At 61.9% G+C, this 25,385-nt stretch carries 25 protein-coding genes; 13 read left to right on the top strand and 12 right to left on the bottom strand.

Annotated elements, in window-relative coordinates; translation table 11 throughout:
- Position 1 precedes the first annotated feature (1 nt).
- The 3 genes from RHP72_RS25815 to RHP72_RS25825 are packed head-to-tail and all read right to left on the bottom strand — an operon-like array spanning position 2 to position 2,351.
- Positions 2 to 1,072, bottom strand: coding sequence for a hypothetical protein (locus RHP72_RS25815; protein WP_064687790.1), 1,071 nt, complete (start codon positions 1,070 to 1,072; stop codon positions 2 to 4).
- Positions 1,069 to 1,938: an ABC transporter ATP-binding protein gene (locus RHP72_RS25820; RefSeq protein ID WP_063315624.1), complete on the bottom strand. Its 870-nt coding sequence runs from the start codon at positions 1,936 to 1,938 to the stop codon at positions 1,069 to 1,071. The genes RHP72_RS25815 and RHP72_RS25820 overlap by 4 nt, the downstream gene beginning before the upstream one ends.
- On the bottom strand, positions 1,935 to 2,351 hold the full coding sequence (locus tag RHP72_RS25825; RefSeq protein WP_003939899.1) for a GntR family transcriptional regulator: 417 nt from the start codon (positions 2,349 to 2,351) through the stop codon (positions 1,935 to 1,937). Before RHP72_RS25825 ends, RHP72_RS25820 begins: the two co-directional genes overlap by 4 nt.
- A gap of 308 nt (positions 2,352 to 2,659) precedes the next feature.
- Between RHP72_RS25825 and RHP72_RS25830 the strand changes: the two genes are divergently transcribed.
- Genes RHP72_RS25830 through cobU form a run of 4 tightly spaced genes read left to right on the top strand, consistent with a single transcriptional unit; the run spans position 2,660 to position 6,768 of the window.
- A complete protein-coding gene (locus RHP72_RS25830; RefSeq protein ID WP_063316028.1) occupies positions 2,660 to 3,619 on the top strand; it encodes an ABC transporter substrate-binding protein in 960 nt (319 codons plus the stop codon).
- A gap of 7 nt (positions 3,620 to 3,626) precedes the next feature.
- Positions 3,627 to 4,661 (top strand): iron ABC transporter permease, encoded by a 1,035-nt coding sequence (locus RHP72_RS25835; protein ID WP_311093990.1) that lies wholly within the window; start codon positions 3,627 to 3,629, stop codon positions 4,659 to 4,661.
- Entirely contained in the window at positions 4,658 to 5,446 is a 789-nt protein-coding gene (locus tag RHP72_RS25840) for an ABC transporter ATP-binding protein (protein WP_058226645.1), read from the top strand. The genes RHP72_RS25835 and RHP72_RS25840 overlap by 4 nt, the downstream gene beginning before the upstream one ends.
- On the top strand, positions 5,446 to 6,768 hold the full coding sequence (gene cobU / locus RHP72_RS25845) for a bifunctional adenosylcobinamide kinase/adenosylcobinamide-phosphate guanylyltransferase (RefSeq protein ID WP_064687792.1): 1,323 nt from the start codon (positions 5,446 to 5,448) through the stop codon (positions 6,766 to 6,768). Before RHP72_RS25840 ends, cobU begins: the two co-directional genes overlap by 1 nt.
- A gap of 2 nt (positions 6,769 to 6,770) precedes the next feature.
- Here cobU and RHP72_RS25850 read toward each other — a convergent pair whose 3' ends face one another.
- Entirely contained in the window at positions 6,771 to 7,556 is a 786-nt protein-coding gene (locus tag RHP72_RS25850; protein WP_217017917.1) for an IclR family transcriptional regulator, read from the bottom strand.
- Positions 7,553 to 9,091 (bottom strand): APC family permease, encoded by a 1,539-nt coding sequence (locus RHP72_RS25855; RefSeq protein WP_217017919.1) that lies wholly within the window; start codon positions 9,089 to 9,091, stop codon positions 7,553 to 7,555. Before RHP72_RS25855 ends, RHP72_RS25850 begins: the two co-directional genes overlap by 4 nt.
- 348 nt (positions 9,092 to 9,439) lie before the next feature.
- Here RHP72_RS25855 and RHP72_RS25860 point away from each other — a divergent pair, with 348 nt between their 5' ends.
- The 8 genes from RHP72_RS25860 (at position 9,440) to RHP72_RS25895 (ending at position 15,941) form a co-directional block, all read left to right on the top strand.
- The gene (locus RHP72_RS25860; RefSeq protein ID WP_042925923.1) at positions 9,440 to 10,030 is read left to right on the top strand and encodes a MauE/DoxX family redox-associated membrane protein; all 591 of its coding nucleotides are present in this window, start codon (positions 9,440 to 9,442) and stop codon (positions 10,028 to 10,030) included.
- A 44-nt stretch (positions 10,031 to 10,074) separates the two neighbouring features.
- Positions 10,075 to 10,683 carry a redoxin domain-containing protein gene (locus RHP72_RS25865; RefSeq protein WP_021345728.1) on the top strand — a complete coding sequence of 203 codons (609 nt, stop codon included), beginning with the start codon at positions 10,075 to 10,077 and terminating at the stop codon, positions 10,681 to 10,683.
- A gap of 75 nt (positions 10,684 to 10,758) precedes the next feature.
- A complete protein-coding gene (locus RHP72_RS25870; protein WP_029256402.1) occupies positions 10,759 to 11,430 on the top strand; it encodes a methylamine dehydrogenase light chain in 672 nt (223 codons plus the stop codon).
- Positions 11,427 to 12,746, top strand: a complete 1,320-nt coding sequence (locus tag RHP72_RS25875) for a hypothetical protein (protein WP_287979328.1) — start codon at positions 11,427 to 11,429, stop codon at positions 12,744 to 12,746. Before RHP72_RS25870 ends, RHP72_RS25875 begins: the two co-directional genes overlap by 4 nt.
- Positions 12,743 to 14,332, top strand: a complete 1,590-nt coding sequence (locus RHP72_RS25880) for a multicopper oxidase family protein (RefSeq protein WP_311093991.1) — start codon at positions 12,743 to 12,745, stop codon at positions 14,330 to 14,332. Before RHP72_RS25875 ends, RHP72_RS25880 begins: the two co-directional genes overlap by 4 nt.
- A gap of 27 nt (positions 14,333 to 14,359) precedes the next feature.
- The gene (locus RHP72_RS25885) at positions 14,360 to 14,707 is read left to right on the top strand and encodes a plastocyanin/azurin family copper-binding protein (RefSeq protein WP_003940240.1); all 348 of its coding nucleotides are present in this window, start codon (positions 14,360 to 14,362) and stop codon (positions 14,705 to 14,707) included.
- Positions 14,707 to 15,030 (top strand): cupredoxin domain-containing protein, encoded by a 324-nt coding sequence (locus tag RHP72_RS25890; protein WP_311093992.1) that lies wholly within the window; start codon positions 14,707 to 14,709, stop codon positions 15,028 to 15,030. Before RHP72_RS25885 ends, RHP72_RS25890 begins: the two co-directional genes overlap by 1 nt.
- 74 nt (positions 15,031 to 15,104) lie before the next feature.
- Positions 15,105 to 15,941, top strand: coding sequence for a hypothetical protein (locus RHP72_RS25895; RefSeq protein WP_050656036.1), 837 nt, complete (start codon positions 15,105 to 15,107; stop codon positions 15,939 to 15,941).
- 95 nt (positions 15,942 to 16,036) lie between these two features.
- On the opposite strand, the gene RHP72_RS25900 is transcribed toward RHP72_RS25895, so the two are convergent.
- From RHP72_RS25900 to RHP72_RS25925, 6 genes are read right to left on the bottom strand one after another with little or no spacing between them, the layout of a single operon-like run.
- Positions 16,037 to 16,726, bottom strand: coding sequence for a YdcF family protein (locus RHP72_RS25900; RefSeq protein WP_311093993.1), 690 nt, complete (start codon positions 16,724 to 16,726; stop codon positions 16,037 to 16,039).
- 25 nt (positions 16,727 to 16,751) lie between these two features.
- On the bottom strand, positions 16,752 to 18,485 hold the full coding sequence (locus tag RHP72_RS25905; RefSeq protein WP_311093994.1) for an ABC transporter ATP-binding protein: 1,734 nt from the start codon (positions 18,483 to 18,485) through the stop codon (positions 16,752 to 16,754).
- Entirely contained in the window at positions 18,482 to 20,296 is a 1,815-nt protein-coding gene (locus RHP72_RS25910; protein WP_311093995.1) for an ABC transporter ATP-binding protein, read from the bottom strand. Before RHP72_RS25910 ends, RHP72_RS25905 begins: the two co-directional genes overlap by 4 nt.
- Positions 20,293 to 20,640, bottom strand: coding sequence for a plastocyanin/azurin family copper-binding protein (locus RHP72_RS25915; protein ID WP_003940254.1), 348 nt, complete (start codon positions 20,638 to 20,640; stop codon positions 20,293 to 20,295). The genes RHP72_RS25910 and RHP72_RS25915 overlap by 4 nt, the downstream gene beginning before the upstream one ends.
- A 10-nt stretch (positions 20,641 to 20,650) precedes the next feature.
- Positions 20,651 to 22,213, bottom strand: a complete 1,563-nt coding sequence (locus RHP72_RS25920) for a multicopper oxidase family protein (RefSeq protein ID WP_058038276.1) — start codon at positions 22,211 to 22,213, stop codon at positions 20,651 to 20,653.
- Positions 22,210 to 23,232 (bottom strand): ABC transporter substrate-binding protein, encoded by a 1,023-nt coding sequence (locus RHP72_RS25925; RefSeq protein ID WP_041815331.1) that lies wholly within the window; start codon positions 23,230 to 23,232, stop codon positions 22,210 to 22,212. Before RHP72_RS25925 ends, RHP72_RS25920 begins: the two co-directional genes overlap by 4 nt.
- A 146-nt stretch (positions 23,233 to 23,378) precedes the next feature.
- On the opposite strand from RHP72_RS25925, the gene RHP72_RS25930 reads away from it, so the two are divergent.
- The gene (locus RHP72_RS25930; RefSeq protein ID WP_064112403.1) at positions 23,379 to 24,110 is read left to right on the top strand and encodes a TetR/AcrR family transcriptional regulator; all 732 of its coding nucleotides are present in this window, start codon (positions 23,379 to 23,381) and stop codon (positions 24,108 to 24,110) included.
- A 63-nt stretch (positions 24,111 to 24,173) separates the two neighbouring features.
- Here the strand turns inward: RHP72_RS25930 and RHP72_RS25935 are convergent, their stop codons facing one another.
- A complete protein-coding gene (locus RHP72_RS25935; RefSeq protein WP_003940397.1) occupies positions 24,174 to 25,337 on the bottom strand; it encodes a S9 family peptidase in 1,164 nt (387 codons plus the stop codon).
- Between the last annotated feature and the right edge of the window lie 48 nt (positions 25,338 to 25,385).

Consider the following 25,385-nt stretch of genomic DNA (forward strand, 5'->3'; position numbering starts at 1 on the left):
GTCACGGCTTGAGGCGTCGTAGACCCCAGAGCGCCGGCAGGAGGAACAATCCCGAAAGGAACAGGACGAGTGCAGCTTCCGTGAATTGGAAACGCCAGAACCGATCATCCGAGTGGTAGCGAACTTCGTAGTGGTCGACCCCGTGCTGCCGCAAACAAATCTCCATCTCTCTGTTCTGCTGCGCTGAGAGCACATCCATGCGGAGGCTGTACTCGGCGCCGGTCTCCTCCGGGCGCTGGTCGTACGGGTCCTCATCGCCTGATCCACCCCACGTGCACTCGTCGTATTTGACGTCGACCCAGTTACCTCGGAGGTCGACATATCCCTGCGCGAGTTCCCAATTGACCGCGGGGATACTGGTATCGCTCGAATAGTAGGAACTGAATCCGGCGACGGGTGACGTTCGGACACTCGGCTCGGCGTAATCGGGTCGTGCAACCAACTGAAATGCTGCCAGGATCGCAACAACACCGACCATCGTGATCGCCATTGCGCCGATCGAACTACGCACCAGCAAAGCCAGTGCTGCTCCGAGCATGAGTGCCATGAATGTGTATGCACCCAAGACCAGTCCGCTGGATTGAAAGAGCGGATACGACAGGTTCGATATCTCGACGAAAGTCGAACGCCCGGCAACAAATGCATACCGGGAGTTGTCCGGGAGAGATCGAGCCCATTGCAGTGCAAATCCGAGCAATGACGAAGCCACAGAAATCGGCAGGAAGACGATTAACACCCGGGTCCAGAACCAACGAGTCCGACTGACCGATTGAGTAAGCCCCAGTACGTGTGTTCCTTGTTCGACATCCCGCGAAAACACGGTGACACCGATCAACACGCCGAGGAACACCGGCAGAGCAGTAGCAACCACTGTCGTCAGTGTGAGAGCAGTCTCTGCCGTGCAGATAGCGGTGATGTCATCGAAGCAACTGAGAGGCGATCCGAAGAGTTGGGCTTGTCCGCCGCTCTTGATGATCGCACCACTCGACAAGACAATGACTGCTAATGCCGCGAGGAATCCCAACGACACAACGAGCGATGTCCGGTGATGCCGCCACGTAACCCAGATCATGCCGCCACCATCGTTTCTGCGCTCAGGTGCCCGAGCACCACGTCGTCGAGAGTTGCGTCGTCGATCACCCAGCCGTCCCGAGGGCTCGGACGCATTCCCTCCACCACGTGAGAATTCGACCGCATCCCCTTCTCGGTATGAATGACCGCACCGGCGCCGACCACGTCCGAGGGATCGCCGTCCCCGATCAATACGTAATGGGCAGCGATCAATTCATCCAACGGACCGGACAATCTCGCGTTTCCGCCGCCCAGCAGAAGAAGTCGATCCGAGACGTCTGCCAATTCGGAGACGATGTGTGAAGACAACAGAACCGTGGTGCCGTACTCGGCAACGTCTTCGAGCAGAGTGGTCGCCACAGACCGCCGCGCCACGGGATCGAGATCTGCCAGAGGCTCGTCGAGTAGAAGCAACTGCGGCCTGCGTCCGAGCGCCAAAGCCAGTGCAACCCTGGTTCGTTGACCTGGTGACAGAGTCTTCGCCTTCGCATCGAGAGAAATTCCAGCGCGCTCCACCAGATCCAGAGCGTACTTCGCATCCCACTCGTCGTTGGTGTATGCGCCGAATCGAAGAAGTTCTGCCACAGTGAATTTGGGGTACAGGGGCTTGTGCTGAGCGAGGTACGACAGGCCTGGGCAGATGCCGTCCTGATCCGGCGTGCTGCCCAGGACGGTGATCGAACCGTGGTCAGGCATCGTCAACCCGACCGCCAAGGACATCAGTGTGGACTTGCCCGCTCCGTTCACCCCGACCAGGGCAGTGATGCTTCCTGTCGCGACCTCGAATGTGCAGGCGTCGAGCACCTTCTTCTTGCCGAAGCGCTTGTCCACGTCCTGCATTGTCAGTGCCGATTCTTGCGCAGTCATGATGTCTCCCCCTGCTTTCCGGACGGATCCGTTTCGATGAACGTCTTCTCGAGCTCCAAACTCACCAATGCTTCGATGTCCGTGCGCTCGAGTCCGGCGGCCACGGCATCTGCCACCCAACGCGCCAACTCACGACGTAGCGCAGAGCTTTCCGCCATACCGGGCTTGGCCAGGGACTTCACGACGAACGTGCCCAATCCGGGCCTCGGGGCGACAAGTCCGTCGCGCTCGAGTTCCTTGTAGGCCTTCAGGACTGTGTTCGGGTTGATCGCGAGCGCTCCCACGACGTCCTTGGCTGTGGGCAGCCGATCCCCGACTTGGAGATCACCGAGCCTGAGCGCCTGCTTCACCTGAAGGACCAATTGCACGTAAGTGGGAATGCCGGATCGGCGGTCGATACGGAAGTCGATCATCCGAACCCTTTCACTAGTTCATTAGTGGAATAGATATTTACCCTGCCTTGACCTCCCGGGTCAAGCCAGACGACCCCTGTAAAGTGCAGATGCCCCGGTTCACCGGGGTGCCACGCTGCTCGTGTGAAGTTCGGTGAAACCCCGGCACTGTCGACGCAACTGTGAATTCGCCCGTCACTACTCGAGGCGAACGAGTCAGGTCACCGGCCTCGTGGCGACACGATGGTTCTCGGACGAAGGACCGCTCGTGGCGCTTCGCCTCGCGGCCGCGCTGCTCGCGACCCTTCGCCACTAGCGGAGGGGTGGCTGTGAGTACTCGGCCGACACGTAAATTCAGATCTGTACTTGCAGCACTGACGGTGAGCACCGCACTGCTTGCCGGTGCGTGCAGTAGCTCGACGTCCGATGCACCCGCAACCACAGCGGCCTCGGACGGCTCGTTCCCGGTGACTGTTGTTTCCGGTCCCACGGATTCCGGCACGGACATCACCATCGAGTCACGTCCGCAGTCGATCGTGTCACTCAGTCCCAGCGCCACCGAGACCCTGTGGGCCGTCGGCGCGGGCGATCAGGTGAAGGCCGTCGACAATCAGTCCGACTACCCGGCCGGTATCCCGGTCACCGATCTCTCGGGCTTTCAACCGAACGTCGAAGCCATCCTCGGCTACGCACCGGATCTGGTGATCGCATCGGATGACATGAACGATCTTGTCTCCGGACTGCAAAAGGCGAAGGTGCCGACACTCCTACTACCGGCAGCGACGAGCATCGACGACGTCTACGCCCAGATCGAGCGCGTCGCGAAGGCCACCGGCCACGAGGACAAGGGCACCGAAGTTGTCGACACCATGCGCTCGGACATCGACGCCGCTGTCGCCAGTGTTCCTGCGCGCCAACAGCCGCTGACGTACTTCCACGAACTCGACTCCTCGCTCTACACCGTCACGAGTTCGAGTTTTGTCGGGCAGATCTACTCGCTGTTCGGAATGAAGAGCATCGCCGACGCCGCGGGGCAGGGTGACTATCCGCAGTTGTCCGCCGAATTCGTGGTACAGGCCAATCCCGATCTCATCTTTCTCGCAGACTCCCAATGCTGCGGAGTGACAGCAGAATCCGTCGCCGCTCGACCCGGGTGGAGCGGCATGAAAGCGGTTACCGGCAACCAGATCCATGTGCTCGACGAAGACCTCTCCAGCCGCTGGGGACCTCGTGTCGCCGACCAGGTGAAGGCCGTCGCTGCCATCGTTGCCCAAGTTCCCACGGCCTGAGCACTCGATGATCAAAGCCGGTATCTCCCAACATCGGACCGCCGTTCTGCTCGGCGCCGCGCTAATTCTGTGCGCCGCCTTGCTGATCGGTGTTCTGGTGGGGCCGGCCGGTTTGACGCCTGATCGGACCATTCTCGAACTTCTGGACGGAATACCCGGCATCCATATAGATTCCGGCCTCACCGCAACACAGCAGGCCATTCTCTGGCAGATCCGGCTTCCGCGAGTAGTCCTGGGCGCGTTGGTCGGAGCAATGTTGGCGGTAGCCGGCGCCGCCTACCAGGGCGTGTTCCGCAATCCCTTGGCGGATCCGTATCTCCTCGGAGTTTCCAGCGGAGCCGGACTGGGCGCAACCCTCGCCATCGTTTCGGGTGGAGCGCTGGGCATGTTCGGAATTCCCATGGCCGCCTTCGTCGGTGGTGTGCTGGCAGTGTTCGCAACTTATTCGCTCGGTCGAAGCATTGGCGGGCCGCAGAACGCGGTAGTCATCATCCTCGCCGGTGTCGCAGTCGCAGCGTTCACGAATGCAGCGCAGACTTTTGTTCAGCAGCGGTTCGACGATTCACTGCGCGAGGTCTATTCCTGGCTACTCGGCGGACTGTCCACCGACGGTTGGTCGGAAGTTCTGGTTGTCTTGCCGTACGTCGCGCTGGCATCTGCCGTCATCCTGGTACACCGACGCGTACTCGACGTGATGGCCGTAGGTGACGTCGAAGCCGCCAGCCTCGGCGTCGACCCGGCCAGATCACGCCTGGTGCTGGTGCTCGCCGCAACTCTGGGAACGGCCGCGGTCGTGAGTGCAAGTGGACTCATCGGCTTTGTCGGAATCGTTGTTCCCCATGCGGTTCGACTGGTCGTCGGCCCGTCTCATCGGCTGCTTCTCCCCCTGTCACTCATGCTCGGAGCGGCGTTTCTTGTCCTCACCGACGTTACCGCCCGCACGGTCATGGCACCGGCCGAACTCCCCATCGGAGTTGTGACCGCGATGATCGGCGCTCCGTTCTTCCTTCTGGTTCTGCGCCGCAGCCGGGTCTCGGCATGACCGACAGCGCAGTGCGGTGCCGCGACCTCCGAGTCAATCTCGGCGGCAAGGACGTCGTCGACGGCATCGATCTCGATGTGACACCAGGCGATTGGGTTGCCGTGGTCGGGCCGAACGGCGCCGGCAAGACAACCTTGATGCATGCCCTCGCTGGATTGATTCCGTCTACCGGTGAGCTCTCGGTCGGGGGACTGAGTCCTCGCAATTCCAGCCGCAAGGCGATGTCCGCCGTCGTCGCGTTGATGCCTCAGCGTCCGGTAGTACCCGAGGGCTCAACGGTCAAGGAACTGGTTGCGCTCGGCCGCACTCCGTATCTACGACGATTCGGAACCGAAACCGCCACAGATCGTTCGGTGATCACTTCGGTGATCGAAAGGCTCGACCTCACCGAGTTCGCAGATCGACGAGCCACCGAACTTTCCGGCGGCGAATTGCAACGCGTGGTCCTGGCTCGGGCACTGGCTCAAGAGCCGCAGGTATTGCTCCTGGACGAACCCACCAGCGCCCTCGACATCGGTCACCAGCAGCAGGTTCTCGACTTGGTGGAGGAACTGCGAGAAGACGACAACATCACGGTCATCGCCGCGATGCACGATCTCACTCTCGCGGGTCAATACGGTCGACGAATTGTGCTGCTGGACAAGGGCAGCGTGGTTGCCGACGGTACACCCTCAGCGGTGCTGGAGGCAGACCTCCTCGGCCGCGTGTACGGCGCTCGCGTCGAAATCCTGGAACGGCCCAGCGGTCCCATCGTTGTTCCGATTCGGCAGGAAGGCACCCGCTGATGGAACTGGTGATGCTCGGCACCGGCGCTGCCGACGGTTGGCCGAACCCGTTCTGCACTTGCCCTTCCTGCCTGGCGGCATTGTCGAATGAAACCATTCGCGGACACACCGCTGCCTTGCTGGACAACCGCATCCTGTTGGACTGTGGACCCGAAGTACCGCGCGCCGCGTCGCGATTCGGTCGCACGCTGGCACACGTCGAACACATCCTGCTGACGCATTCTCATCCTGATCACCTCGGCCCGATGGCATTGCTGTTCCGGTCCTGGGCGTCTCGCACCGAACCGCTCCAGGTTCTCGGACCACCCGACGCGCTCGCTCCCTGCCGAGACTGGGTGGGCCCGGATGACCCGGTGACCTTCACACCGCTCGAGACCGGCCAGTCGATCATGTTGGGCACCTATCGTGTTCGCGCACTCGAAGCCGCGCACGAAGTAACCACCCTTCTCTACGACATCACCGACGCATCCGGAACCCGAATCTTCTGGGCCACCGACACCGGGCCTCTGCCCGAAGTCACTGTCGACGCCCTTGCCGACGCCCGTTTCGACGCCGTCTTTCTCGAAGAGACCTTCGGCCACAAGACTGACCACGGCACCGGGCACCATGATCTGCCGAGTTTCGCGGAGACGGTGAGCCGACTACGCAATTGCACCGCGATCACCGATAGAACCGATGTGGTCGCCGTACACCTCGGGCACCACAACCCGGTCGAAAACGAACTCTCGGAAGCACTTCGAACGTCCGGGGCGCGAGCGGTTCCGGATGGAGCTGTGCTCGAGATCGGGGTAGGACAGAGCCATCGAACTCTGGTCACCGGTGGCGCCCGCTCGGGCAAGTCCACTTACGCGGAGGGCCTGCTTGCCGGCTACCGGCACGTCACGTACATCGCCACCGGGGATCCGCAGGACGACGATCCCGACTGGATCGAACGAATTGCGTCGCATCGCGCGCGGAGGCCGTCGACGTGGACGACGGTAGAGACCTCCGAAGTGACCGAGATTCTCGCAACCGCAACAACACCGATCCTGCTCGATTGCCTAGGCACGTGGTTGACCGCATGTCTGGATCGACATCAGGCGTGGGCGACAGAAGATCTCAGCGCCGTCCACGCAGATATCGACCGGTTGGCCGACGCCTGGACCGCCTGTCCGGTACCGATTGTCGCCGTCACCAACGAAGTCGGAAGCGGCGTCGTCCCGGACACGAAGTCCGGGAGACTGTTCCGCGATCTACTCGGTCTGGTGAACAGCCGCATCGCCAGTGAATCGGAGTCCGTGGTCCTGATGACCGCCGGACTCCCCCTGAGCCTGCGCGTGTGACGTCAGAGCAATCCGGTGAGCTGACGCGCACAATCGAGTAGGAAACCGACCAACTCTCGATCCTCGTCCGTCACTCGCCCGCTCGCTCCCTGAACACACAACCCGCCGGCCACCTGGTCTGCGTGATCTCGAACCGGTACTGCCACTGCGGATCGACCCAGGCGGCATTCCTGGTTCTCGAATGCAAAACCCTGCAGGCGAACAGACCTCAACTGCTCATACAACGCGTCGAAATCACCGAGGGTGAACTCCGTGACCCGGCGAAGTTCCAAACCCGAAAGCAACCGCTCGTCGTGCGCCAACAGAACCTTCCCCAGCGCATTCGCGTGAAGGTTCTTCGGCAGTGCCGCTATTCCGATGATCTCGTGGTCCGGATCCTTGTCGACGAACCTCAAGCGCCCACCGGCGAATGACGCGACGTGCAATCCGAACCTCGTGTGTGTCCGCATGTCCTCGACGCGCTCGTGCAGCGTGGGCGCCGGGCCACTCGACGACGCCGCATGCGAGAGCTCGGCAGTCCGACGCCCCAACGCGAACCCTGACAGGTCCGGCACCCGCACGAGAAAGCCCTCCGCAACCAGCAGATTCAGCATCCGGTAGGCCGTGGCCGATGGAACGCCTGCAAAAGTGGCGATCTCCTTCGCTGTTGTTCCCGGTCCCAGATGAGCCACCGCCTCGAGCATCCCCAGCGCCTTCTGAACCGCACGCGGTTGTTGTCCACTGAAGTGGGTCTCTTCGCCGATCCGTTTGTCTGATCGTGGACCAGCGGTTGCACGGTCCGCGGTCACCGCCCATGCTCCGGCGAGTTACCCTCGGCGGCCCCACGATCCGGCACGAGTCGCCTTCGCCCGTCACCGTCGATCAGCAGAGTACCCGTACCGGGCAACAGGTCCGCCGTCTCGACGCTGTCGAAAGCGCCTACCATCAGAAGGCTTTCCGGTCTGGCTCTCCGAAGCAATGAACTCCACAATGTCCCCGAGACCGCAACAACAAGCGCCGCGATCGGCAGTGCCCACATTCCGTGAACCGCACCGTCGAGAACGATGTAGGCCAGTAGACCGGCACCCGCAGCGCTCACGGATACGGTGCATATCCGAGTCAGCGACGTGTGTTCCCCGATTCGGCGCAAGAACTTCCACGAGGCAAAGGCCACCAGCGTGTAAGCGCAGACCAACGCGGTCTCCACCACGCCGTCGAAGGATCCCGAATCGTCGCGAACCGTATCCGAATAGATGAATACGCCTGCCGCACTTACCGCGACGAACGCAAGTACCGCAACGTACGGGGTGCGGAACCGTCTGTGTACGCGAGCGAGCGGCGCAGGCAGTACCCGTTCGATCCCCATCGAGTACAACAACCGCGAACCCGCCTGCGCACAACCGAGAGTGGATGCGAACCAGGAACACGTCATTCCGATCTTGACTGCCAGAACCACTTCCGCGCTGGCTCCGGATGCCGTTCCTTCGAAGTACGCTCCGACGATCGTTGCGCCGTGGCCGGTCATCGCCGCCCAGGCCGCAAAAACGAAGAGGACCCCGCAGATGATCGGCGAAATGAGAACCGTGCGTGTGACGCTGATGAGTGGTCGTTTCGCTTCCGGGCCGAAGAAGGCCGAGCTTTCGAAGCCCGCCATGCTGAGCACCGTCAGCATCGCGAGAAACGGAACTGCACTCAGCGACGGATTCGGCAGGGCAACAGCAGTTGTCGTGTCACTGTGCGTCGCCAGCATGACCACGACGATGAGAATCAACGAGCACGCTTCGACGACCAGGATCGCTCGGGTGGCGAACCGGACGCCTCGCACTGCAATCCACGCGACGGCCAGGGCAATCGCCACCGTCGTGATCACCGTCGCGGCAGTTCCTCGCACGTCGGGGCCGACAATGGCGATGGTATCGAGCAGACTCGGAACTGCCTGCGAGAAAACCGAAACCGAGATTCCGAGATACCCGAGTACCAGTGCGGCACCCGCCGTCAGTGTCGCCCGGATACCGGAGCCTTGGAAGACGAAGCTGTACAACGATCCTGCTGCGGCCAGTCTCCGCGTGAACTGAGTGATGCAGAACGCAACGAGAAACACCGCCGAAGTTGTCGCAGCAATCGCAGCCAACCCGACGTAGCCGGGACTGTAGGTGATCATCCACAGGGCGATGAACACCATTCCCGTTGCCGGAGCGATCGTGGAAAGTGATTGCCCCAACAGGTCGATCGGGGTCAGACGTCCTCGTCCGAGACCACGGAGCGGGGAGAACACGGGCTCACTGTGTTGATCCGCATTCTGCGCTCGCGTGATCGCCGCACGCAGTGCCGCACTCACGGCCATGAGTCACCGTCCGTCGCGTCCAGGCCCGAACCTACGAGCGAATTGTCAGAATTCGGTCAAGTTAGTCCGCTTATGTTTCCGCGCAGTTTCCACGATGGCGCGCACAGAACTTTCAAGTGAGAATCCGACTCTGTTTCCCACCCAGCGTCATGCCGGATCAAGGGCGGCCGACGGTATCCGGCCCCTCCGGGAGCACCTTGACCTGCGAGTTCTCCGATTCTCACACGACAACTGCTCTCTCAGTTGCACCTCGTCCAGGCGTAGCGCGGTCGACGCGGGTTCGCAGCATCGCCCGTACAGGATGTGTCCCACACACCACCGGCACTACCCGAGAGGAACGGAGGAAGCATGCACTTGGTCAGCGCCACCACTTCGGCGATCATCGGATTTGTTCTCCTGCTCGCCGGCATTCCCAAGCTGAACGACCACGACGGGGTCCTTCGTTCGGTGCGCGGATACAAAGTGTTGCCGGTGCGACTCGAAGTACCGATCGCTCGCATCCTTCCCGTCGCGGAAACCGTCGTAGGCATCCTCCTGGTTCTCGGCGTGGCCCATCGCCTCGCCGCCTTGGTTGCTGCCGTCATGTTCGCGTCGTTCTTCACGGGCCTCACGATCAACCTCCTGCGTGGGCGACGCGATCTGGACTGCGGATGTTTTGCATTCGGAGTCGGCGAGATTCCGCGTATCGGATGGTTCCACGCCGTTCGCGCCGGAACACTCGCGGTGATCGCTGTGGCACTGTCGGTCACCGCCGGACAGGCTGAGATCGGCGTCCAGGTCGTGGCGGCGACCTTCGGATTCCTCCTCGTTCTGGCGGGAGTTGCTCTCGCACAGATTCGTTCGGTGGTCCACCTCGGACGACGCCCGGTCGACGACTACCTGTCGAGTGCCTCCATTCGCCTCCGAACCGCCGAAACCGCGTCCCGGTACGGCTCGTGAACTCACATCCCCACCACTGAAAACTCGAAGGCAGGACTACCACGATGACCACTTTCCTCCTTGTCGCGACAGTGATCCTGGTGATCGCCGTAGCCGTACTGTTCTTGATGGTTCTTGCTCTGGCTCGTGAAATCGGCCGCGTACAAGTACGTCTCGGACCTCTCGGTGCCCGGATGATGGATACCGGGCCCAAGGTCGAACAGGCCGGCCCATCGTTTGCCGGTCTCATCGATCAGGAAGGACGGATCGTCGGAGTCGGTGGTCACCGCGACAAACCTCAACTCCTGCTGTTCACAGCACCGAGTTGCTCGACGTGCAAGAGCCTTCTTCCCGGCGTAAGGGCAATGGCCCGAGCCGAATCGGATCTCGACGTGATCATCATCTCCGACGGAACACCCGAAGAGCATCGCGAGTTCCTGGCCGGCAGCGGGATCGGTTCCGAGCTCAGTTACATCGACGCTCGAGACGTCGGTATCGCATACCAGGTGGGCACCACTCCGTACGGCGTGATTCTCGACGAGCACGGCAAGATCCGAGGAAAGGGCCTGTGCAATCACATGGCTCAGGTGGAAAGCCTGCTCAATGCGCTCGAATCCGGCACCCCCTCACTCCAGCACCTTCATGCCCAGGCGAAATCCGGCAGCGCGGCCTGATCTTCCTGCACAGTTCGATCCTCTTCACGAATCAGGAGAAAATCGTTGGACGACAATGAATTCCCGCAGCACAACATGACGGAGAATCGATATCCCGTCGACGAGGCGACAGTTCAGGCCCAGGCCGAATGGATGGCGGGCCAGGGCGGTTCGCTCACCAGCCGAACCGGACGTAAACTCTCCGAACGAGTTTCGCGGCGCTCGATGATCAGTCGGATCGGCAAGTGGACCATGGGTGTGTCAGGAGTGGCACTGATCAGCACACTTCCCGTGACACGTAGTGCCTTCGCCCAAGAGCCCGAGGTTCCTGCGCCGGCACCTGGCCCCGAACCTCTTGTCCCTGTCTACGACGGTAAAGATCCGGCCGAGTGCGAGTACTGGCGCTGGTGCAACATGGACGGAACGTCCTGTGCCGCATGCAACGGCGGCGGTGTCACCACCTGCGCCCCCGGCAGCAAGCCCGGCGCAGAGTTCTGGGTCGGATGCTGCACCAACCCTGATACCGGCAAGACCTATCTGATCGCCTACTACGACTGCTGTGGTGCACCTTCGTGTTCCAACGCATTCTGCGGCGAACCGGACATGCAGGCCGTGATGTACAACCCGGTCTCCGGAAGCTACGACCAGGAAATCATCTGGTGTGTCTCCGACGAGTCCCAGGCATACACCTGCACGATGGCGCCCATCATCGGTGAGGACTGCCAGACTCGACCGGCCGAGCGCCCCAAGGTCGGTGCCGGATCATGAGCAGTCCGCGAACCCGAAAACTGGCGCGACCCGCCGTTGCCGTCATCCCCCTCACCGTCGTACTCGCGCTGGCCGGCTGCAGTTCGTCTGACAACGACGAACCCTCCAGCGCAGGTGATGTCACCTATCCGACAGTTCCGTTCACTGCTCCAGGTGAAGGAATCTCCCTCGGTCACGACGACCAGGAAATCGGCGACACCATTCCCGAGCCGTTGCACGTCGGTTCGATCACCCCGATCGCAGCTGACCGCTTGCTGGGCGTCGAAGGTGGATTCGGCCAACTCGAGCTCAGCGTCAACGTCATCGATCCGAAAACCGGTGTGGCCGAGAGCCGGATCACCGTCGGTCCTGGTATCTGGGATCCGGTCATTCACGGATTCGTCGGGGATTCCGCCGAGGATCCTGCGGTGCTCGCTGCCGAGGTGTGGCGGCCCCGAGGTTCCCGCGGCGCGGCAGATTTCACGGTCAGCACCTACTCCGGAAACCTGCTGGAACCAGCCGAGGTCATGCTTCCGGACGTCGCACGCGTACATTCCCGTCCCGGCTCGAACGCCGTGACGTCCGACGGCAAGTTCTTCGTCACGTGGGACGACGGTTTGTACGGCATCAGAGTGGTCGACCTCGAGAAGAAGGAAGCGACCGGTGCACTCCAGATAGTCGGCTGCGGTCCGTTCACGTGGATGGTCGATCACGAGCTGTACAGCGTCTGCGAGGACACCCGGGAACTGCTGCACGTCACGATCGGTGACGACGGAGTTCCGAAGGAAACCGCCCGAAGCAAGGTCCTACCCGAGGATTTTGTCTCCACCCGTAAGGTCACGTGGGCCTCGGAAGCACAAAAAGCCTTGATGGTCAGTGAGAACGGCGATGTGTACGTCTTCGACTTCTCCAACGGACTGCCTCAGGAAGGTGTCAAGCCGATCGGAAACGCCGGGCAGGACTCCGGTCGATTCTCGGAGAACGTCATCAACGCCGACGCAACCCGGCTCGCAATCGCGTACACGGACACGGCTATTCATCCGGACTCTGCTCGGGGAGGCTCACTGGTCAAGATCGACTTGTCCGATGCAACGACCTTCGCCCCGGTGAAGAGCTTGACGCTTGCAGACCTCGGCTTGACAGACATCAAGAGCATGACCTTTTCCGTCGACGGCGCCACGTTCTACGTGCTCGGTACCGGACCTGAGGTCGAAGGCTCCGCTCCGCAGAAGATCGTGGGTTACAACGCGAGCACCGGCGAGCAGGTCAGTTCCGTCGATGTCTCGGGCAACGTCGGGGATGTCAGCGGGTTGATCACACCAGAAGTACTCCGATGAGTCGTCCCGGATCCGGTGTGGTGATGGGCCGGCGCCGCTTCCTGAGTTTGGGAGCACTCGGCGCCGGAGCACTCGGGCTCGGCGCAATGGGGACGATTGCCGGATGCAGTTCCACTGCAGCATCTCCGACGCCGACGACCGATCTCGACTACATCCTGCCCACCGACCCGGAAGTTGCCGCCGCAGAATCGGCGCGAGCCTGGAACGGGACCACCGCTGCGTTTGCCCTTGCCGCCGGATTCTCGACGGTAGATCTTGGCGGACGCCTCGTGGACACGTGGACGTACGGAGGCGCTGCGGTGGCTCCGGAACTTCGCCTGAAGTCCGGTGACCGGGTGAACGTCAGCGTCCAGAACGGCCTCGACGCCGAAACAACACTGCATTGGCACGGAATTCGAATCCGCAACGACATGGATGGCGCGGCACCCACCACGCAGGCTCCCATCGGCGCCGGTTCGAGTTTCGAGTACAACTTCATCGCACCGGATCCGGGAACGTACTGGTACCACTCGCACAGCGGATTACAAGCCGATCGGGGGCTCTTCGGCGCCATGATCGTCGAGAACCCGAACGACATCACCGGGGCCGACATCGATGCCGTTCTGGTGCTCGACGACTGGCTCGACGGATTGGGTACCACACCGGATTCCGTCCTGATGGCCCTGAACCCGGCAATTTCGGGCGGGCACGGCGGACACGGCGGTGGGGCAACAACTCCGGCGGAACACTCGGAAGCCGACATGTCCGTCGCGCAACAGTTGGTGAGCGGCGGACACGGTTCTTCCGAACCACTCGGCGGGATGACTCAACACATCGTGTATCCACTGCACTTGATCAACGGGCGGCCACCCAACGATCCTGCTGTCGTGACTGCAGCGCCCGGTTCGACCCTGCGACTGCGAATCATCAACGCAGCCGCCGAAACTCCGTACCGGTTTGCGGTGGCCGGTCACGAGATGACAATCGTCGCTACCGATGGCTACGACGTGGAACCAACTCCCGCCGACACCATCATCGTCGGAATGGCCCAACGCTACGACGTACTGGTGACGGTGAAGTCGGGAACATGGCCGGTGGTGGCGAAGGTCGAGGGCCGAGATGGTTATGCGTCGACCGTCCTACGCAGCACCGACGCGTTGGCCCTGGCGAACCCGGATGTGGGCGGAAACCTCTCGGAACTGGCCGGCCGACTGGTCACCGAAAGCGAACTCCGGCCCGCGGAATCCGCACGGCTCGAGACGAAATCGCCTGATCGCGACTACCGCATCGAGTTGATCCAGGCCGGCGATCGGTACGTCTGGGGAATGGCGGGGGCCGATGCAGGCAAGCTCGTCATGAAACAGGGCGAACGGGTCCGGATCACGATGAAGAACGCGTCCACGATGTGGCACCCCATGCACACCCACGGCCACACGTTTGCGGTACCGGATTACGGCGGACTTCGCCGCGACACCGTCAACGTCCTACCCGGCACCGAGCTTGCCATCGAGTTCGACGCCGACAATCCCGGCGAGTGGATGTTCCACTGCCACAACGCCTACCACTTCGAGGCCGGCATGACGGCAAATCTGCGTTACGTCCGCTGACAAGTCGAAGAATGGAGAGAACACCTCATGAAGAAACTCGTTCCCGCTTTCCTGGCCGCGTGCGCTGCCCTGAGCCTCACCGCCTGCAGTAGTGATGCCGGTGCGTCGTCGGACGAACCTGCAGTCGTGATCGAGGTGAAGAACATGGCGTACACACCGGCATCGGTCACCATCGAGAAGGGACAGACCGTCGAATGGAAGTTCGACGACAGCGGACTCCCCCACGACGTGGTCGGCAACGGTGATCTCGACGGGAAACTGAAGAGCGAGTTGCTCACCGAGGGAACCTTCTCGTACACGTTCGACGACGCCGGAACCTTCACCTACCACTGCACGCCCCACCCGATGATGGTGGGCACCGTGATCGTTCAATAGTGAGGAGGTGGATCGCCGGCTTCGGCCTCGCCGTCGCGGCGACGTGTGTCCCAGCTTGCGGCACAGAAGATCCCGTCCCCGACGTGGTGGTCGAGATCAGCAATGTTCAGTTCAGTCCGATGGACGTCACCGTGGAGCACGGCGGCACCGTCGAGTGGCGCTTCGACGACGGTGGACTCCTGCATCATGTGGAATCACCCGGCCTGTTCGACAGTGATATCACCGGAGACGGAACGTTCCGGCACACGTTCGAGAGCGTCGGCGTCTACGAGTATTCGTGCTCCGTGCACCCGTACATGATCGGAGTCATCACAGTGCTGTGAACACTGGCTCATCACTTTTCGCTGCGACTTCGGCTCGACACTTTTCCTGAACCACAAACACTTCGGAGGATCTGATGACTACTGTTCTCTCACACGGCCCACTGCAGACCGATGTCCCTGACATCCGGCCGACCCTTCAAGGCTCGGTCGGCACCGCGACCCGTGTCAGCCTCGTCGCGGCGGGCGCCGCTGCGGGTGCCGGCCTCGCACTCGTGGCCACGCCATCTGCGACAACAGCTTTGACCACAGCTGTTATCGGCGCCGGACTGGTTACGTCGCTGGCCGCGAACTGGTCGACCTGCGGAATGTCCGTCGCCGGAGTTGTTGCCGCGCCGAAGCAAGTCGATCGGAAGGGATCCTCGACTCCCGTCCGCCGACTCGGCTGGCACGCTCTGGGTTCGGTCACGACGGGAGCCGTCACCGGGGCATTGATCGGCGCTCTCGGTGCGGCGATGTCCGGGTACGTGCCGGTCGGCTGGGCGCTGGGCGTCTGGGCCGTCGTCGCGGTTGCATACGGGCTGCACGAGTTGGGTGCGGTGAGCATGCCGACTCCGATGCGGCGCCAACAGCTTCCGCGCCATCTGCGCCGCACCATGGCGCCGTGGAAGGTCTCGCTGATCTTCGGCGCGATCATCGGTCCGGGATTTCTGATCTTCATCCGCTCGAGTGCGTACTACCTCTTGGCACTCGGCGTCATGGCTTCGGGTACACCGGCTCTCGGGGCGGCGCTGTTCACGGTCGTATCCCTTGGCCGCTGCATGCCCAGCCTCGCGGCAATCGTGCACACCAAGCGTGGTGGCTCGATGCCGGGATTCCTCTCGATCATGTGCGTCGTGGACCGTCGCGTGCAGAGCGTCACCGGCGCGGCATTGATCGCACTGGGAGCATTCGCCGCCGCAGCACTGATCTGACTGTCGAGCTAGCACCCTTCACCTCGAGTGAACACACGCTCCGACTCTCCGGAGCGTGTGTTCACTCGACAGAAACCGTGCGCACTCACCCCGCGTCAGGGAAACGACAGCGCCACCTGGACCGAGTCCTCCGACGGCGACGTCACCTTTGCGTCCCGGCTCCACAGCATGTCGAGCGCCGCCTTGGGCTTGGCAAGGACCCACTCCCGGGCGGCGTTCTTGATCAGCGTCGGACTTGCGCACCCGCAATCGCTGTTCACCCCGTCTGCGTCGATGCCGACGTCTCGGCACAATGCCACGGCGCGTGGCACGTGATACCCCTGAGTGACGATCAACGCCTTGGTCACCCCATACGTATGTATGGCCCGGAAGCAGGTGTCGTAGGTGTCGAGGCCGTACGGATCCCCCACGATGCGACGCTCATCTATTCCCTGCTCCAACAGGTAGTTCGTCATCGCCGCGATCTCGTCACCCGAGCCGCCGTTCGCGTCGCCGGAGACCAGGACCGCTTTAGCCTTTCCCGCTTCCACCAGTTCTACTGCTGCGTCCAGCCGCCCTTTCAGGAAAGCCATCGGCTTACCGTCCTTGATCTGCGCGCCCAGCACGATCACGACCGGAGCATCGGGAGCATCGGCGGCGTCCGACGTGTGGCCGGCCGACGCCACGGAAATCCACACGATCGAGCCTGCGTAGACAACCGCTCCGAGCACCGCAATGCCTGCGACCCAACGAGGCCACCGGCGCTTGCGCGGCGGTTTCACTGGATCTGCAGCGGCTTCGTCCATTCGTCGATCAAACCACACGGTTTCTTCACCGCTTAGGCGCTCGGTCGATCCTCCATCCCTCCGCGCCACTGCGCTCGGCCCACAAATCCGAGTACTTCCCACCTCGCGCGATCATGTCTTCGTGGGAGCCGACCTCCTCCACCCCACCGTCTTCGAGGTAGACGATGCGATCTGCTCCCTCAATAGTCGACAGGCGATGAGCGATGATCACCACCGTTCGACCACGGGCCAATCGGTGAATTGCCTCGGTGATGGCGACTTCGTTCTCTCCGTCGAGGGCGGAAGTCGCTTCGTCGAGAAGAACAATCGGAGTGTCCTTGAGGAATGCCCGCGCAATCGAGACCCGCTGACGTTCACCGCCGGACAGCAGTGATCCGCCTTCACCTACCCTGGTCTCCTCACCGCTCGGCAAACGGTCGATCACTTCGCCTAGCCTGGAATCCACCACTGCTTGACGGACCTCCGACTCGGTGGCATCCGGTCTCGCCAACCGAACGTTCTCCAGGATGGTTCCGTCGAACAGGTAAACCTGCTGTGAGACAGTCGATATCCGAGACATCAATGCTCTCGTTCCGATCTCGCGAACATCGGCTCCCCCGATGGTTACCGCACCTTCGTCTACGTCCCAGAATCTGGAGATCAGCCGAACCAGAGTTGTCTTTCCGGAACCGGAAGGACCGACCAGAGCGGTGACCGAGCAGTCCGGGAACTCGAGGCTCACGTTACGAATCACGCGATCCGGGCCGTAGCCGAAGGAAACCGAATCGAACCGAATATCATACGACGTAGGCTCTTTCGGCACCTCAGGTTCCGCCAGCACCGGTACATCGATCATCTCTCGGACAGATCCGAGCGACACCCGGGCCAGTGAGATACCTTCACCGAATCCTGCGAGCATCTGCATCGGCTCCACGAACCTCACGGCCAACACGAGAACAACGATCACGCTTGCTGTGTCGATGGACCCGGTGGTGACCAGCAGTGCCGCCAGAACCAGGACGGTGAGAAAGGCAACCTGAACGACGATCATGAAGCGCAGCAGATACTTGTCGACCGATCCGATTTCCTGCAGGTGTGCGTCCCGGTTGGACACAAGAGCTTCGTCCAACCGAGTCCAGCCTTCGCCGCTCTTACCGGCCGAACGTAGAACTTGCTGCGCCTGTGCATATTCGACGACGCGCGATGCCAACTCGGATTCGCTCTTGCCGATCGCCTCGTATTCGGGAACAACCGCACGCTGCACGTTGCGGTAAGCCCGAATCCCCAGTGGAACGAAGACGACCATCGCGAGGGATAGTCGCCAGTCCACAAACAATACAGCGATCGCCACTGTCGCTGGAGTCACCGTGACGGTGACGAGTTGCGCGATGATCATTCCCGGGATGCTCATCAAGATAGCCGTGCCCTCGGTGACCAGGCGAGTGAACGCTCCACGGTTTGCCTTGCTGAACCACCCGAGCGGAACCTGCACCAAGTGCTCACCGAGGCGATGCATGATTCCACCGGCAAAACCCTCGATTCCGATGCGGTACGCCCGATTCTCGGCGATCCACCGTACGGCGCCACATGCCACCGCCACGAGAGCAGCCGTGACAACCCACGGCACTGCGGCGTCGTAATCGCCGCGAACCACCGCTTTCAGGATCGGAACCATCAGTGCAAAGACGACACCCTCGAGTATCCCAGCGAGCGTGAAACCTGCTATCTGACCTCGCATCCCATTGCCGCGCCCGAGGATTTCGTCCAGGTCGCGAATCATTGCAGCGCCTTTCGCGGAGATATGTCTTCGACGAGGGGGTTCTGGAGCGCCCACATCCGCGCGTAGGTTCCGCCGAGCGCCGACAACTGTTCGTGCGTACCGTTTTCCACGATCCGTCCGGCGTCGAGAACGAGTATCTGATCTGCGTATCGGACGGTGTGCAGTCGATGAGCGATCACCATCAGGGTGCCGCCGTCTGCACTGATCTCGCCCAGTGCGCGTTGAACGGCCGATTCACTGTGGGGATCGGCCTGCGAAGTCGCCTCGTCCAGGATGACGATCGGCGGGTTCTGAAGGATGGCGCGGGCGATCGTCAGGCGTTGCTTCTCCCCACCCGACAGCTCACCGCCCGAACCACCACCGATCTCGGTGTCGTACCCGTCCGGCAGTCGCATGATCACGTCGTGAATCTGCGCCCGCCTCGCCGCTGTCTCCACTTCCAGATCCGTTGCATCCGGTCGACCGAGCCGAATATTCTCGCGCACGCTGTCCCGCAGGAGCACAACATCTTGGAAGACGATGGCCATTGATCTCAAGACTTCGCGACTGGACTGATCTCGTAAATCGCTTCCGCCCAGTCGAATAGACCCGTCCGTCACGTCCCAGAACCGCGGAAGTAGACGCGCCAATGTGGTCTTTCCGGAGCCGGAGGGGCCAACGATCGCGGTCACGGTGCCCGGTTGCATCTCGAAGGAGATGTTCTCGAGGACGCGCTGCCCAGTGGTGTATTCGAAGCCGACGCTGTCGAATTCGACCAAAGTGCTGCGAGCAGGCACTGCATCCTGAGGTTCGGCCAGCTCTGGTTCGCCGAGGATGCTCTCGACGTGAGTCGCTCCCAGTTGGCCTTCGCGGTAGAGGTTGGCCATCGTTCCCATGTGCAGAACCGACGACGGAACACCGATTCCGACGACCAGAAAGGCAACAAGAGCTACCGGGGTAATCCAACCCCCGGACAACATTGCAGTTCCCGTCGCCGTGATGACCACGATGAGTACCGCCGGTGAGAGGAGGATCGACATCGCGACCACCGGCCCTCCCATCCCCGACATCCATCGCACGCACACCGCAACCATCGAATCGACAGCGCTCGAGTAGCGCGCGAATGCGCGACTCCCACTCCCGTACGTCTTGACAACCTCGATACCGTCGCCCAGTTCTACTGTCGCAGAGGTCAATGTCGACATTGCAAGATTCCAGGAGTCGACGTTCGTTCGATAGGCTCTGCGCATCGACGGCGCGGCGAGAGCGAGACACACTCCGATGTAGCCGACCAGGACCAGGCTGAACTTCCAGTCCATCGCCACCAGATAGATCAGGGCCACTATCGGCGACAGGATCGCTGGTACCACGTCGGCGGGAAGGTGAGCGACGAGAAGATGCATCCGCTTCACGTCGTCCGTCATCGCCTGCTTCACTTCACCGGTGCCACCATTTGCAAACCACCCCAGAGGAACTCGGGACAGATGCCGAGCGATACGCGAGCGGATCGAGTATTTGAAATGCGCGTCGGCGGTGTGACAGACGGTCAGTGCTGCGTTGTAGACGACAAAACCGAGAATTGTGCCCGCTGCACCGATTGCGGTCCACATCCAGACCAGGTTAAACGACGAGCCGGTCAGGAGCACCCGCGCGATCTCGACCACCGCAACGTAGGGCAGGAATCGCAACGGCACCGACAGTGCCGACAGACCCGCCCCTAGGAGGAGTTGATTTCTCACCGGCGCGATCATCCTGCCCAAAGCGTCTCGGTCGACGAGTCCAGGCGAGTCTTCCGGGGCTGCGGACTCGTTCACTTTCATTGCCGCACTCACTCTTCGACGATGATCGTGCCGGTCATGTTCGGATGTGGTGTGCACGTGTAGGTGAACGTTCCGGCTTTGTCGAAGGTCTGACTGTAGGTTCCGCTTCCTTGGAGATCGCTCTTGATCCCCAACTCGGCGAACACGACATCGTGCGGCATTCCCTGGTCCTCGAAAATCCACGTGACGGTCTGTCCTGTGTGCACGGTGACGGAGTTCGGTGTGTACGCAAGGTTTTTCACCGAGATCTCGACCGGCGCTTGCTCGGTAGATCCCGTCGAATCGTTGCCGCACGACGTCAGTGTGAATACCGCTGCAACAGCGATCAATGTGGTCAATCCGGTGCGAACTGACATTCTGCTCTCCTCATCGAACGTAGTGGAGGTCGGCAGTCATCCCGGCCTCGAAGTGGTACGCGTTGTGACAGTGAAACATCCACCGTCCTGGATTGTCGGCGTCGAAGTCGATCGCCATTTGTGTACGCGGAAGTACGATCACGGTGTCTCGGCGAAGCCCGCCGTAGGAGGGAACCGAGAAGGTGTGCCCATGGGTGTGCATCGGGTGCCACATGTCGGTGTCGTTGTTCATGACGATTCGTATTCGCTCGCCCTGCTTCATTCTCAACCGACCTGCATCGGCGCCCGCCATTCCCCAGAGGTATCGATCGCCGGCCTGAATGAGATCCACCGAATACGCACGATCCGGTGCCCTCTGCTCCAGCGCTCCTGACGGGCGAAGCTCCGATTCCAGAACGAGCCGACCGCCGGAACCTGACAGCACTGCAGGCGAAGTCAGGTCGACGACCGCTACCGAATCCGGCGTCCGAAGCAGGCACGCGACGCCACCTGACTTCCCTTCCACCTTCGCGGCGATGGGCCACGAGCCGGACTGCACCGTCACCAATACGTCGTATCGCTGCGCGGGTGCGATCAGAATCTCGTCTCCGGCTGTGTAGGCAACGTCCTGCCCGTCAGCACTGACAACGGTCATCTCGTGCCCGGCGACCGAGAAACGGTACGGAGTCTCTGCCCCGGCATTGATCACCCGCAATCGAAGCCGAGTTCCGGCCGTCGCACTGACGACGAAGGGATCTTCCACAGGCCGTCCGTTGATCAGGTGCAGTGGATACGTGATGTGCGTTGCCATTCCACCGAGCGCCTCGGAATTTCCGTGACCACTGCCGAGAAGTTCTGCGGCAGAATCAATCTCTGCACCATCGACTTCCGGTGGAGTGCCGCCGTGCCCGTGGTGTCCTCCCTGCACGTCCGGTGACAATGCGCGAAGCACTGCATCCGGGGTTGTTCCCAGCCCGTCGAGCCAGTCGTCGATCACGATGACGACGTCCTCGTCGGCTCCGGTCCGGTCGTTCGGGTCCTCGACCACGAGTGCACCGAATAACCCTCGATCGGCCTGCAAGCCTGAATGGGAGTGGTACCAATATGTTCCGTGATCCGGGGCCACGAAGTCGTAGGTGAACTCGGCACCTGGTTGGATTCGTTCCTGGGTGACCGGCGGGACGCCGTCCATGTCGTTGCGGATCGCAATGCCGTGCCAGTGCACCGAGGTCTCCGTCGGAAGGTCGTTCTGCAAAAGAACGTTGAGCTGGTCTCCCTTGGAGATTCGAAGCTCCGGGCCAACTGCTTCCGCACCGTACGACCATGTGTCGACCTCTCTGGCGCCCAGACTCACCCGAGCCGGTGCAGCTGTCAGATTCCGTTCGACTGTGCGCCCGCTATGAAATCTCGCCTGTTCGGCAGCACGAACTTCGTCGTCGAACGGTGAAATCTCAGAACCGGTTTCGTTCGCCGAACCACGGCTGCACGCACTCAGTGCCACAGAACCCAAAGCCGCAGAGCCCAAAGCCGCAGAGCCGAGCGTCACCGCTCCCCATCGCAGAGCCAGGCGCCGACTCAACGCTCTCGAACTCATGCCGTCAGCGCCGTGAATTCCTGATAGCGCGTCGCGGCAACAGCTTCGGTTCCGGTGCCGGTCAGATTGCCGGCAGCCATGGCATCCATGTCCTCGATCATCCAGAAGGTGGCGAAGGGATGAGTGGCAAGCCACATGTCTCCGTTGACCTTGGCCACTCGGTTCTCCTGCACCGCTGAAAGACTCGAGAATCCGGGAACACCGGCAACCTTGCCGAACTCGTACACGCCCTCGTCGAACACGGCTACGATCCGAGCATCCTGCGCCGGGATCGCCTCGTCGGACAGGGGCGCATACGGCAGTCCTCCAGCGGCATTCGCTCGCTGGGATTCCGGACGCCCGAAGCCGCTCTCCGCCAACAGCAACGACGGCGGCGCCTGCTCGGTGGTGGTGGCAAGGATTCCAGAACTGCTCATCAGCACCGACACGGTGTTCGCTTCACCACCGGACCGAGCAGAGACGTCAGCGATCTTGCCCTCCAAGGCGACAGTCAGCTTGTCGGCAACCGACTGACGATCAAAAGCGCGTCCGAAGAAGGCAAGATTCTCACGCCACGGAGTGGTGACGGCTGGGACCGGCACTGTGGGGACGGTCGACGCGAGGGAGTCGTAGTAGCTCCGATCGCCCATCGACGTGAAGATGACCAGTCCGGGATCCTGTGCGAGTACCTGCTCGATCGGGGGTGCACCGAGCGGCGGCACCGTGACCACCTCGGTACCAGCTGACGCCAAGATGTCCTGGCCGATCTCCGATCCCCACGACGTGAAGACCACGTCAGGGGTGATGCCGACGGCAAGGAGACCGAGTGCGGCGTATTCGTCGAGGGAAACAATTCGCCCGAGGTCGCCCGGAACCGACGTTTCACCGAATTCATGGGACACAACACGCGTTCCCTCGGCAGGTTCCGTCGTCGGTCCCGCCTCACTCGAGCTACAGGCGGCCGCAGTCAGGGCAACGACACTGACCAGCAGCGAAGCACCCAGCCTCGATAGGTAACCGGGTCGCGTTTTCAACTTCATGGTGTCCTTCAGCTTCGAAAAATCGGGGGCTTCGCATAAATCCGAGCACTGCTCGGATTTGGCAAGTAAACCTCACCTAAGTTCATCCGTCAATCGCTTGCGTCGACTACGCGACGCGATCCGACGCCACTAAGCTCGGTCGGACCATGACTGCGCCATCACCTGACAAGAAGTCCGCCGCGAAATCACAGCGCCGCCGGAGTTACAACACCGGGATCACTGCGGACGCGGTGCTGACCGTGGCGTTCGGGCTCAGTCGCGAGCACGGAGTCGAGGGCTGGTCGCTGCGGCAGCTGCTCGGCGAACTCGATACGTCGTTCTCCGTCGTCTATCGACTCGTCGGAGATCGGGACGCACTCTCGGCTGCGGTGGTCGACAGTGCGGTGTCGGCCGTGAACGTGCCATCCGCACAAGAAGATTGGCGTCAATGGCTGACGCATCTGCTCTTGCAGATGCGAGAGGCCTTGATCAAGTGTCCAGGCGCGGCACAGTGGCTGCTGATGAACGGAGTTGCCACCCAGCGCAGCCGGGAACTCATGGAGGCCGGATTGGCATCGCTGATCGACGCCGGGTTCGGGGAAGAAGCCGCTCAGGCTTACACCGTCGCCTTCACCTCGACAACCACACTGATCGCCATGAACGACGCCAGGCGCATTCCCAGCGGACAGCCTTCACCCGATCACAGCGCGATGCTGGAACGACTGAGTAACGACAGACCCTCAGATCCTCGTTCATCGATGGAGACACTGATCGGGAAGTTCGCCGGTCCACCGGATGCTGCGGAAGCAACACGGGCAGAACACTATCGCTACACACTCGACCGTGTCCTCGACGGCCTCGAGGCGCGGCTGAACGCAATCAAGGAGTCACAGAAATGACCGAGGGTCGCTGTCGCAGTTGTGCGACAGCGACCCCGCGGATGATCTGGATTCTCGGTATGCCTAGCGGAACAGGTTCGCGACGAACGGAATCGTGTCGGCCTGTGATTCGACCAAAGCGCCGCTGTGATCGGTGTTGTAGGTCTTGAACGTGACCGGTTCACCGTTGGCGACCAACGCTGCAACCAGCGAAAGTGCAGACGGTGCAGGGACATCCACGTCGAGCAAGCCCTGGCCGATGAAGATGGGGCGATCGTATCCACTGGTCGGTACACCCATGTAATCGTTCAGCAGACCCTGGAAGTTCGGGATCTGACTGAGCGGGCGGGAGAAGATGTCACCGAGGACCAGATCCTTGGATGCCTCGTCCAGGTCTGCGGCGCAGAGCTTTTCGGCCGAGTCGACCTTTTCCCTTCCCAAGTCGTTCAGGTAGGAATTCAAGTCGATCTCGGGGTGCGCTTCCCGCAAGCCCGCGAGGATGTAGAGCGCGTACGACGTCAATCCGCCGCCGAGGGCGATGGGAGGGAAGCCCGGACCGGCAGGCAGGAGGGTCAACTCGATGTTGGCCGGCACTCCGGTACCCACCCCGCCGCGATAGTCGAGAGAATCCCCACCGTATTCGGTGGCGTAGCGCGCCGTCGTGATGGCCGCACCGCCGCCCTGCGACTGCCCGACCACTGCCCACCTATTCGAGATGGTGGGGTCGATCACCCGAGCAGCCTTGACCGAGTCGACGACGCTGTGCGCCTCCACCTTTCCGTCGAGATACGGCATCAGCCCCGGTGTTCCCAGACCGACGTAGTCGGTGGCGACTACGGCGTAGCCCTCGGAGAGCCAACGCCCCAGGTAGGGGTAGTCGCGCTCGGGCAGGCCAGGACCGACCAGCGAAGGGGCACAGGAATCGTCGAGTCCCGTGGTGCCGTGCGCCCACGCAATGACGGGCCAACCACCTTCCGGTGCCGGACCGGCCGGGACGTAGTACGCGCCACTGCTCAGCGCAGGCCCGCCGTTGGAACCGATGGTCCAGTACGTGAATCGCTTGGCGTCGGCGGTACCCGGAATCCACAGATCTTTCGGTAGCGGCTCACTCGACACCACAGTGCCGGTGGCTTGCGACGCGCTCGGTGCCTGTGCGGACGCGATGGGCGCAGCAACGGCGGAGCCGATCGTTGCAGCACAGAGGGCTGCGATGGATATGCGGGCAAACGACTTCGACTGGAATTTCACGTCTGACGACTCCGGTTCGTGCGGTGGGCGACCTCGTTGGACGTTATC

It is taken from the genome of Rhodococcus sp. SG20037 (assembly GCF_031763325.1).
In the GTDB taxonomy this organism is placed as follows: domain Bacteria; phylum Actinomycetota; class Actinomycetes; order Mycobacteriales; family Mycobacteriaceae; genus Rhodococcus_F; species Rhodococcus_F qingshengii.

Coding starts and splice junctions, on each gene's coding strand:
- RHP72_RS25815 (WP_064687790.1), bottom strand. CDS start 1,072: ATGATCTGGGTTACGTGGCGGCATCACCGGACATCGCTCGTTGTGTCG.
- RHP72_RS25820 (WP_063315624.1), bottom strand. CDS start 1,938: ATGACTGCGCAAGAATCGGCACTGACAATGCAGGACGTGGACAAGCGC.
- RHP72_RS25825 (WP_003939899.1), bottom strand. CDS start 2,351: ATGATCGACTTCCGTATCGACCGCCGATCCGGCATTCCCACTTACGTG.
- RHP72_RS25835 (WP_311093990.1), top strand. CDS start 3,627: ATGATCAAAGCCGGTATCTCCCAACATCGGACCGCCGTTCTGCTCGGC.
- RHP72_RS25840 (WP_058226645.1), top strand. CDS start 4,658: ATGACCGACAGCGCAGTGCGGTGCCGCGACCTCCGAGTCAATCTCGGC.
- cobU (WP_064687792.1), top strand. CDS start 5,446: ATGGAACTGGTGATGCTCGGCACCGGCGCTGCCGACGGTTGGCCGAAC.
- RHP72_RS25855 (WP_217017919.1), bottom strand. CDS start 9,091: ATGGCCGTGAGTGCGGCACTGCGTGCGGCGATCACGCGAGCGCAGAAT.
- RHP72_RS25860 (WP_042925923.1), top strand. CDS start 9,440: ATGCACTTGGTCAGCGCCACCACTTCGGCGATCATCGGATTTGTTCTC.
- RHP72_RS25865 (WP_021345728.1), top strand. CDS start 10,075: ATGACCACTTTCCTCCTTGTCGCGACAGTGATCCTGGTGATCGCCGTA.
- RHP72_RS25870 (WP_029256402.1), top strand. CDS start 10,759: ATGACGGAGAATCGATATCCCGTCGACGAGGCGACAGTTCAGGCCCAG.
- RHP72_RS25875 (WP_287979328.1), top strand. CDS start 11,427: ATGAGCAGTCCGCGAACCCGAAAACTGGCGCGACCCGCCGTTGCCGTC.
- RHP72_RS25880 (WP_311093991.1), top strand. CDS start 12,743: ATGAGTCGTCCCGGATCCGGTGTGGTGATGGGCCGGCGCCGCTTCCTG.
- RHP72_RS25885 (WP_003940240.1), top strand. CDS start 14,360: ATGAAGAAACTCGTTCCCGCTTTCCTGGCCGCGTGCGCTGCCCTGAGC.
- RHP72_RS25895 (WP_050656036.1), top strand. CDS start 15,105: ATGACTACTGTTCTCTCACACGGCCCACTGCAGACCGATGTCCCTGAC.
- RHP72_RS25900 (WP_311093993.1), bottom strand. CDS start 16,726: ATGGACGAAGCCGCTGCAGATCCAGTGAAACCGCCGCGCAAGCGCCGG.
- RHP72_RS25905 (WP_311093994.1), bottom strand. CDS start 18,485: ATGATTCGCGACCTGGACGAAATCCTCGGGCGCGGCAATGGGATGCGA.
- RHP72_RS25915 (WP_003940254.1), bottom strand. CDS start 20,640: ATGTCAGTTCGCACCGGATTGACCACATTGATCGCTGTTGCAGCGGTA.
- RHP72_RS25920 (WP_058038276.1), bottom strand. CDS start 22,213: ATGAGTTCGAGAGCGTTGAGTCGGCGCCTGGCTCTGCGATGGGGAGCG.
- RHP72_RS25925 (WP_041815331.1), bottom strand. CDS start 23,232: ATGAAGTTGAAAACGCGACCCGGTTACCTATCGAGGCTGGGTGCTTCG.
- RHP72_RS25930 (WP_064112403.1), top strand. CDS start 23,379: ATGACTGCGCCATCACCTGACAAGAAGTCCGCCGCGAAATCACAGCGC.